This window comes from Sandarakinorhabdus sp. AAP62, from assembly GCF_000331225.1.
Lineage (GTDB): Bacteria > Pseudomonadota > Alphaproteobacteria > Sphingomonadales > Sphingomonadaceae > Sandarakinorhabdus.
On the sequence record NZ_ANFY01000019.1, the window covers coordinates 1 to 8939 of the forward strand.

General features: G+C 64.4%; 8 protein-coding genes and 1 pseudogene. 5 read left to right on the top strand and 4 right to left on the bottom strand.

The annotated features are described in order from the left end of the window. Positions 1 to 254 (bottom strand): GcrA family cell cycle regulator (locus tag D619_RS0114580; protein ID WP_017669344.1); only part of this gene is annotated, 254 nt, incomplete at its 3' end. Positions 255 to 319: 65 nt separating this feature from the next. Here D619_RS0114580 and D619_RS0114585 point away from each other — a divergent pair. The 5 genes from D619_RS0114585 (at position 320) to D619_RS0114605 (ending at position 6567) form a co-directional block, all read left to right on the top strand. Next, positions 320 to 1150: an ABC transporter permease gene (locus D619_RS0114585; RefSeq protein ID WP_017669345.1), complete on the top strand. Its 831-nt coding sequence runs from the start codon at positions 320 to 322 to the stop codon at positions 1148 to 1150. Positions 1151 to 1354: 204 nt separating this feature from the next. Further along, complete coding sequence (locus D619_RS0114590) at positions 1355 to 2533, top strand: efflux RND transporter periplasmic adaptor subunit (protein ID WP_193743317.1); 1179 nt, start codon at positions 1355 to 1357, stop codon at positions 2531 to 2533. Continuing rightward, entirely contained in the window at positions 2533 to 5649 is a 3117-nt protein-coding gene (locus D619_RS0114595; protein ID WP_017669347.1) for an efflux RND transporter permease subunit, read from the top strand. The genes D619_RS0114590 and D619_RS0114595 overlap by 1 nt, the downstream gene beginning before the upstream one ends. Positions 5650 to 5720: 71 nt before the next feature. Then, positions 5721 to 6128, top strand: coding sequence for a hypothetical protein (locus D619_RS0114600; RefSeq protein ID WP_017669348.1), 408 nt, complete (start codon positions 5721 to 5723; stop codon positions 6126 to 6128). A gap of 61 nt (positions 6129 to 6189) precedes the next feature. Beyond that, positions 6190 to 6567 (top strand): hypothetical protein, encoded by a 378-nt coding sequence (locus D619_RS0114605; protein ID WP_017669349.1) that lies wholly within the window; start codon positions 6190 to 6192, stop codon positions 6565 to 6567. Here D619_RS0114605 and D619_RS0114610 read toward each other — a convergent pair. The 3 genes and pseudogenes from D619_RS0114610 to D619_RS18175 all read right to left on the bottom strand — a co-directional run. Then, the gene (locus tag D619_RS0114610; RefSeq protein WP_017669350.1) at positions 6564 to 7370 is read right to left on the bottom strand and encodes an enoyl-CoA hydratase/isomerase family protein; all 807 of its coding nucleotides are present in this window, start codon (positions 7368 to 7370) and stop codon (positions 6564 to 6566) included. The two genes, D619_RS0114605 and D619_RS0114610, sit on opposite strands and share 4 nt — an antisense overlap. Before the next feature lie 5 nt (positions 7371 to 7375). Next, positions 7376 to 8149, bottom strand: coding sequence for an SDR family NAD(P)-dependent oxidoreductase (locus D619_RS0114615; protein WP_017669351.1), 774 nt, complete (start codon positions 8147 to 8149; stop codon positions 7376 to 7378). A 144-nt stretch (positions 8150 to 8293) separates the two neighbouring features. Further along, positions 8294 to 8939: pseudogene (locus D619_RS18175) on the bottom strand (hypothetical protein); the annotation flags it as partial.

The following is an 8939-nucleotide window of genomic DNA, read 5'->3' on the forward strand; positions in this document are numbered from 1 at the left end:
GCCGGCGGCGGCGCGGGCGGCGCGGCAACCGGGGCTGGTGCCGGGGCCGGCGCTGCCGCGGCGCGGGTTGGGGCCGGTGCGGCATCTGTGGCTTTCACCGGCGACGGCCGGCTTTCCAGACCCAGGCGGTGTGCCTTGCCGATCACGGCATTGCGGGTGACGCCTTCCCCCAGCATCTCGGCGATCTGGGTGGCGGTCATGCCGCCTTCCCAGCCCTGCTTGAGCTTTGCAATGCGTTCGTCGGTCCAGGCCATGGCAATTCCAGCTCTCAATAATCGCCCCCTTGGCAGGGCGCGCGTGCAATCGTAAGCCCCTAACCATGATGCACGCCGATAACAAGCTGCCAGCACACCCGGAACCGGGGGTACCCGTGATCGCACGGCTGAATACGGAAGGGCTGAAGACCCTCTATCTGAAAGAGGTGCGGCGCTTTTTCAAGGTGCAGCTGCAAACCATCTGGGCGCCGGCGGTGACGACGCTGATGTTCCTGGTGATCTTTGCCGTCGCGCTGGGACGCGGCGAAGTGCTGATCCTCGGTGTGCCCTATGCCGATTTCCTCGGGCCCGGCCTGATCGTGATGGGCATGATCCAGAACAGTTTCGCCAATACCTCGTCCTCGATCCTGGTCGCCAAGGTGCAGGGTTCGATCATCGATGTGCTGATGCCGCCGCTTTCGCCCGGCGAGTTGATGCTGGCCTGGGTTGGCGGCGCGCTCACCCGGGCGTGGCTGGTCGGGCTGGCGGTGTGGGCGGTGATGGCGGTCGCACCGGGCGTGCATGTCGCGGTCCGCGATCCGTTGCTGGTCGTCTATTTCGGCACCATGGGGGCGATAATGCTGGCGCTGCTGGGCATTCTCACCGGCGTGTGGGCCGACAAGTTCGATCATGCCGCTGCTGCCACCAACTTCGTCATCCAGCCGCTCACCTTGCTGTCGGGGACCTTCTATGCCGTTGAAAGGCTTGGCCCGACGGTGGCGAGCATTGCCCATGCCAATCCATTCTTTCATGTCATCGATGGCTTCCGCGCCGGGTTCATTGGCGTGTCGGATGGGCCGCTGCTGCAATCGGCGGTCATGCTGGCGCTGGTCAACGTCGTGTTGTGGCTGGTGTGCTATCGTGTGATGAAGTCGGGCTGGAAGTTGCGGGCCTGAAACCGGCCGTCGCTTCCGCGCGGCGTGCGGCAAGAACGTATTTGCAGCGCATGGCAAAGCCGAATAACGGAACCCATACAAGCACTCGCGGGGGATTAGCCTGCGCGGCACGTAATCTGGTTGGACTGCAGAACGATGACCAAATTTGCCCCCTTCATACGCACCGGCGGTGCGCCTGCGCTATCGCTTGCGTTTGCGTTTTTGTTGACGGCCTGTTCGGGAGGGGAAGAAGGCAAGAATGGTGCCGGCGGCAGGAAGCGCCCGCCGCAGCTGGTGGCGGCACAGGTGGCAGCCATGGCCGATTTCGCGCCGACATTGGTGGCGCTGGGCACGGTTTCGCCGAGCCAGAGCGTGGCTGTGCGCCCGCGGGCCGATGGCGAGATCGTTGGCATCGCCTTTCGCGAAGGCGACAATGTGCGGGCGGGCCAGTTGCTGTTCCGCATCGATGCGCGTCAGGCCCGTGCCGCCGTGGCGCAGGCCGAAGGCGAGTTGAAGGGTGCGATTGCAGCCGAGCGCCGCGCCACGCTGGATTATGAGCGGGCCGAAAAGCTGGTGGAAAAGGGCTTTGTTTCCGCCGCCGCACGGGATCTGGCCCGGGCCAACGCCTGGTCGGCGCGAAGCCAGATCGAAACCAACCGCGCCCTGCTGCAATCGGCGCAGGTGCAATTGTCGTTCCTTACCGTGAAGGCGCCGATTTCCGGGCGCACGGGTGAGCTTGGTTTCCGGCTTGGCGCCAACGTGCGCCAGGGCGATGCGACGCCGCTGGTGACGATCAACCAGATTTCGCCCATCCATGTCCGCTTCCTCGTGCCGGCGGCCAATGTGCAGCAGGCGAGGGCGGTGATGGCAGCCGGCGGCGGCCAGGTGATCGTGCGCGACCGCCAGGCCGGAACCACGCTGGCCACCGGGCGACTGGTGTTTCTGGACAACAATGTCGATCCCGGCAACGGCGGCGTCGCGGCGCGCGCCGAATTCCGTAACGATGGCGATGTGCTGTGGCCCGGCGCGATTGTTGAAGTCTTGTTCCCGCTGGGTGCACCGGTTCAGCATATCGTGTTGCCCGAAGGCGCCGTGCAGACCGGGCGCGATGCGCCATTCGTGTGGACCGTTGCTGCTGGCGGGCCGAAGCCGCCGGGCGCAAAGGACCCAGATTCGAAGGGGATGGGTGGAAAACTCGAGATGCGCAATGTCGAAGTCGCCGGGCGACTCGATGGCAAGGTCTATCTCGCCAGCGGCGTGAAGCCGGGTGAGCAGGTCGTCGTTGATGCCTTGGCGCGCCTGAAGGAAGGCGACAGCGTGCGCCTGAAGGGTCCGTCGAAGCCGCAGGTGGCCGGCAATGCGGGACGGCCACAGATGGGGCCACAGACGGGGAGCGCCGGCTGATGGGTTTCGTCCGCCTCTGCGTCGAGCGGCCAATCGCCACCATATTGCTGACCCTGGCCGTCGTCTTCGGCGGTTTGTTCGGCTATCGCCAGCTCGCCGTTTCGGCGCTGCCCGAAGTCGATCTGCCCACGATCGTGATCGAAGCCAGTCTGCCGGGTGCCAATCCGGGCATCATGGCGGCGTCGGTGGCGACCCCCATCGAACGCCAGTTGTCGACGGTTGCCGGTATCGAACAGGTGCTTTCGTCCAGCAGCACCGGTTCCACCCAGATCACCGTACAGTTCGCGCTTGATCGCGACATTGATTCTGCCGCGCTGGATGTGCAGTCGGTGCTGTCGGCAGTGACGCGCCGCCTGCCACCGGAAATGCCCAATCCGCCCAGTTTCCGCAAAAGCAATCCCGCCGATTCCCCGGTGATCATTCTTTCGGTGCGCGACAAGACACGGGCGCTGAATGATTTGCAGACACTGGTCGACAATCTGCTGGTACCACGGGTTTCGACCCTGCCAGGTGCTGGCCAGGTGCAGACCTTTGGCGACCGTCGCTATGCCGTGCGCATCCAGTTTGATCCGGCCGCGCTGGCGGCCCGCAATCTGACCGTGGACGATCTGCGCTCGGCGGTTTCCGCCGCCAACAGCAATATCGCTGTTGGTTCGATCACCGGTGGCGCGCGCAACTATGTGCTGGATGCGTCCGGCACGCTCGAAAAACCGTCGGAATTTGCCAATATCATCATTGCCAACAGGAATGGCCTGCCGGTGCGGGTGGGCGATGTTGCCAGCGTGATCAGCAGTTTCGAGCGGCTGCGCGGCGGTGCGCGCTTCAACGGCGAACCGTCGCTTACCGTGGCGGTCAGCCGCCAGCCTGGCGCCAATGTCGTGAAACTGGTGGACGATGTGCGTGCCGTGTTGCCGTCGGTGCGCGAAGCCATGCCGTCGTCTGTGGACATCAGCGAAATTCTCGATCGTTCGGAATCGGTGCGCGAAAGCGTGTTCGACGCGCAGGCAACGCTGGTGGGCACGGCCTTTCTCGTCATCCTTGTCATCTATCTGGTGCTTGGTGACGCCCGCGCCACCTTCATTCCGGCGATCGTGCTGCCGGTCGCTGCCATCGGCACCTTTGCCGGCATGTATTTCTTCGGCTTCACGCTCAACAATCTGTCGCTGCTGGCGCTGACGCTGGCGACGGGCTTCGTTGTCGATGATGCCATCGTCGTGCTGGAAAATATCGTGCGCCACACCGAAGACGGTGAGGATCCGCGCAGCGCCGCCATCATTGGCGCCAACGAGATCAGCTTCACCGTGGTGTCGATCTCGGTCAGCCTCGTCGCCGTCTTCATCCCCTTGCTGTTCATGGGCGGCATCATCGGCCGCCTGTTCAGCGAATTTGCCGTGACCATGACCATCTCCATCGCGGTCTCTGCGGTGTTGTCGCTGACGCTGATCCCGATGGTGGCAGCGCGTCTCCTGAAATCCGGCCACCAGGAACCCGGCAGGATTGCCCGCATCACCACGGCGGCTTTTGCCCGCCTGACCGAGCGCTATTTGAAGGCATTCGACTGGTCGCTGCAGCACCGCAAGGTCGTGGGTGGTTTGACTGTCGCGTCCATCGCCGTGGCGGCGTGGGGCTTCATGGCCGTGCCCAAGGGCTTTTTCCCGGCCGAGGATACGGGGATCATCTTCTTCGGCACCGAAGGCGCACCCGATCTTGGCTACGAGGAAATGGTGAAGAAACACGCCATTGCCGCCAAGATCGTGCAGGACGATCCGGCGGTTGCCCGCGTCAATGCCATTCTGGGCCTGGGCGGGTCGAGCAGTGGCCGCCTGTTTGCGCCGCTGAAGCCGCGCGACGAGCGCGACGATATCGAAACCGTGCTGGCCCGCCTGCGCAAGGCGACGTCGGGCATTCCCGGCTATGCGGCCTTCCCCAACGTGCAGCAGAATTTGCAGCTGGGCGGGCGGCCTTCGCCGACCAATTATCAATATACGATCTCGGCAGTGGACAAGGACGAGCTGTACGCCTTTGCGCCCAGGCTGGAGCAGGCGATGCGCGGCATTCCCGGCCTGGTGGACGTGAACAGCGATTATCAGCGCGGCGCCCGCCAGGCCTATGTCGAAGTCGATCGCGATGCCGCGGCCCGGCTCGGCGTACCGGTGGAAGCCGTGCGCCGCGTGCTGCTGGCGGCCTATGGCAACCAGCAGATCAGCCGCATCTATACCGACGCCGAAGATTATCAGGTGATCATGGAAATCGATCCCAAGGATCAGACCAATCCTGATGCCATCGGCCGGCTGAATGTGCGCGGCAGTTCTGGCGCGCTGGTGCCCCTTTCCGCGGTGACCAGCGTCACGGTTGGCGGCGCGCCATTGACCATTTCGCACCAGAGCCAGCTGCCGGCTGTCACCCTGGCCTTCAACCTGATGCCCGGGGTGGCATTGAGCCAGGTGAAGCCGTTGATCGAGGCGGCCGGGGTCGAGATTGGCCAGCCGGCCAGCGTATCGGGCGCCCTGGGCGGCAATGCCCAGCAGTTCGAGGCCAGCACCAAATCCATGCCGATCCTGTTCCTGGCGGCGATCATCGTCATCTACATCGTGCTGGGCGTGCTCTATGAAAGCTTCGTCCACCCGATCACCATCCTGTCGGGCCTGCCGGCGGCCGGTATCGGTGCTGTCGCCTTCCTGTGGCTGTTCGACATGCCGCTGGACGTGATCGGCATCATCGGCGTTGTGCTGCTGATCGGCATCGTGAAGAAGAACGCCATCATGATGATCGACTTCGCGCTGGCCGGGCAGCGTGAGCATGGCTGGACGCCGGCCCATGCTATCCGCGAAGCCGCAGCCAAGCGCTTCCGCCCGATCATGATGACCACCTTTGCCGCCATGGCCGGTGCCGCCCCGCTGGCGCTGGGCATTGGTGCCGGCGCCGAGCTGCGCCAGCCGCTTGGTATCGCCGTGCTCGGCGGGTTGGTGGTATCGCAGGTGCTCACCCTGTTCATCACCCCGGTCGTCTATCTTGGCATCGAAAGCGTGATGCAATGGATCCGGGTGCGGCGCGGCGGAGCCGAGGTGAAGGAACTGCCCGGGGGGCAGGCCTTCCGCCCCGAAGCGGCCGAATGAGACCCCTCCCGCAGCTGAGAGGGGCAGGGGATGGCTTTACGGGTTAGTCTTACGGCAAGGAGACAGATCCCATGCCCACCGCCGCCGAAAATCTCGCCCGTTGGCACGAACATGTGAAACACCCCAACCATCAGGCGCTGTGGGACATGCTGCACCCGGATGCGGTATTCGAAAGTCCGGTGGTGCATACGCCGCAGATGGGCCGCGAGATCGTGTTCAAATATCTCGCCAGTGCCGACAAGGTGCTGGGCGGCGAGGGGTTCCACTATAGCGGCGAGTGGGTGGGGCCGAACAGTGCCATCATCGAATTCCACAACGTCATCAATGGCATAAAGGTGAATGGCATCGACATGATCACCTGGAACGATGCTGGCCAGATCACCCATTTCAAGGTGATGGTGCGGCCGCTGAAAGCCATCCAGATGGTGCACCAGATGATGGGCGAAATGCTGCAGAAGATGGCCAGCCAGCCAGCCTGATCGCCACCCGCGACGATGTGCCGGCAGGGCAGATCTGCCTCGGCTCTGCTATCTGCCCGCCATGCGCCGCCTGATTCTTCTGTTGTTGTCAATCAGCGCCTGCGCGCCCGAGCCCGGGCCGGAGCAACTGGCCGCCCGCCGTGCGGAGGGTCTGTTGCATGCGGCCGGGCATGATAATGCCACATTGCTGGCGCCGCTCGCCGGGCTCGATGGCGACGGCCAGCCCGGGGTCTGCGGCCTGATTGAAACCCGCGCCGGCCCGGTACGGGTGGTGGTGGCGTTGGCCAGCGGACAGGTGCGCGCGGGTGTTCCCGCCACGCAGGGCGGCAGCCGTGTCGATCTGGGGGAAAGCCGCTTCTGCAGCGAAACGGCGTTGAATCGCTGGGATCAGGTGAAGAAGGGCGATCCCATCGGGCTGATTGCCCGTATCGGCGCCTAGCCGCGCGAATAATTGGGCGGCCGCTTTTCGATGAACGCGGCCAGACCCTCCTTGAAGTCATCGCTGGCCGCACACATCAGCTGGTTGCGGTTTTCCATGGCGATGGCGGCTTCCAGGCTGGGCGCATCGATGGAATAGCCCAGCCCCTCCTTGGTCATGCGCAGGCCGATGGGGGAGGTAGCCAGCATTTCGGCGACCAATGCTTCGCCCGCTGCTTCCAGTTCGGTATCGGGCACCACCTGGCTCACCAGGCCGGTGGCGAGCGCGCGCGGGGCATCGATGAAACGGCCGGTCATCATCAATTCGGCAGCCAGGCTGGCGCCTACCAGGCGCGGCAGGAAATAGCTCGTGCCCATGTCGCAGCTGGACAGGCCCAGCTTGATGAAAGCCGCATTCATGCGGGCGCTTGTTGCCGCAATGCGAATGTCGCTGGCCAGCGCAAAGGCAAAGCCACCACCGCAAGCCGCGCCATGGACCAGGCTGATGATCGGCTGTGGGCACCGCCGCATCTTCACATAAACGTCCGCCAACCAGCCCTGAAAGCCGAAGCCGCCGGCGAAGGGTGCTTCCTGCGTGCCTTCGCCCCTCCCGGATTGAGACTTGATGTCGAGACCGGCGCAATAGGCCCGACCGGCCCCGCGCATCACAACGATGCGGGTGTTCCGGGCGTGGAACAGCGTGCCGAAATAGTCCGACAAATCGGCCACCATCTGGTTGTTGATGCTGTTGAGCGCCTCCGGGCGGTTGAGCGTCAGCCAGTCCACCGGGCCGCGCTGTTCGATGCTGATGGTTTCGTAGGTCATGCTGCTCACCTGTTGGACTGGCCGTCGTCGATCTTGATCACCGTGCCGGTCACCGCCTCGCTGGCCGGCGCGACGAGGTAGAGCAGGGTGCTGTCCATCATCGCCGGATCGCCCAGGCGCTTGCGGCGGAAATGCTGGGTGATGTCGCCCATGCGGCTCAACATTCCGTCTATCATCTCGCTGGCAAAGGCGCCAGGCGCGATGCCGTTGACGTTGATCGGATAGCGCGCCCATTCCACCGCCAGAACCTCTGTCATCCGCACCACGGCCGCTTTCGTCATGCTGTAGAGCGCCGCGCCATGGCCTTGATATTCAAAGGCCGCCATCGACGCGATGTTGACGATCCGCAGCGGCTTGCCATCAGCGATGCGGCGGGCAGCAAGGCTGGTGGACAACAGCCACGGCGCGTTGACGTTCACCGCCATCACCTGATTGTAGAGCTCGGGGCTGAGCTTGTGGGCGCGGGCGGCATCAGGAATGCCGGCATTGTTGACCAGGATCGATACCGGTCCCATCGCAGCTTCCACGGTTTCGGCCAGCGCGAGGCATTGTGCCTGATCAGCGACATCGATCTGGAAGGCCTGGGCCGTACCGCCAGCCGCCGTGATTTCGGCTACAAGCGCCTCCAGCTTGTCGGCGCGGCGGGCGCAGAGCGCCACACGGGCACCGGCGGCGGCGAGGACGCGGGCAAAGCGGGCGCCAAGCCCCGAAGAAGCCCCGGTGACAATGGCGAGTTGGCCGGTAAGATCATGGGACGCGTTGGGCAGCGGCAAAGTCATGAGCGGATCCTGTTTGCAGACCCGGCATCATTGCGGGCCCGCCGCCCGGCCGCCATTGCCAGAAGCGACAGGCCCAAACGGCAAAAGGCCGGTCAGGCGTCCCCGACCGGCCTTCGCCCCGCACGGCGCGTGCGCCGTGACCCGTCAAGCGATCTGGATGTCCTGCTGCTGCAGTTGGGCGATGCCCAACTGGGCCAAGCCGAGATCGCCAAACCATGTTGGCCCGCTGCCAATGGCGGCCGTGATTTCGGCAAAGGCGCCAGCTTCGAAGGCCGTGGCTTCAAAGCCAAGCGGATCGATCTCGCCGATGGCGGAAGAGCCGGGGGCGACGAAGACGAAGTCCGCCGCCGTGATGGTCTTGCTGCCCTGAACCAGCGCGATCAGTTCATCGAACGTCTCGAACACCCCGTTGTTGTTGCTGTCCCACCAGATACGTGTGCCCGTGAAGCCGCCAACGGTTCCGGTGTTCAGGAAATAATTCCCGGCCAGCAGTTGGACGCGATCCCCCTCGCTGAAGTCGGTGATGCGCGCATAGTCGCCAGCACCGTTCATGGTTGCGCGCCCGTCGTTGTAGAACACGCCGCGGCCGTCGCCCAGGACGAAGACATCGTTGCCAAGGCCGCCGGTCAAGGTGTCGGAGGTGAAGCTGCCCAGAGTGGTGCTCGTGGTCGGCACGCCGGATATGATGTCGTTGTTGGAAGTACCGATGATGGCCTTGTCCGAACTATCCGTGCCATAAATGACGGTGCCCGGCAGGGGCTCAGGCGGCGGCGGCGGCGGCGGGGGGGGG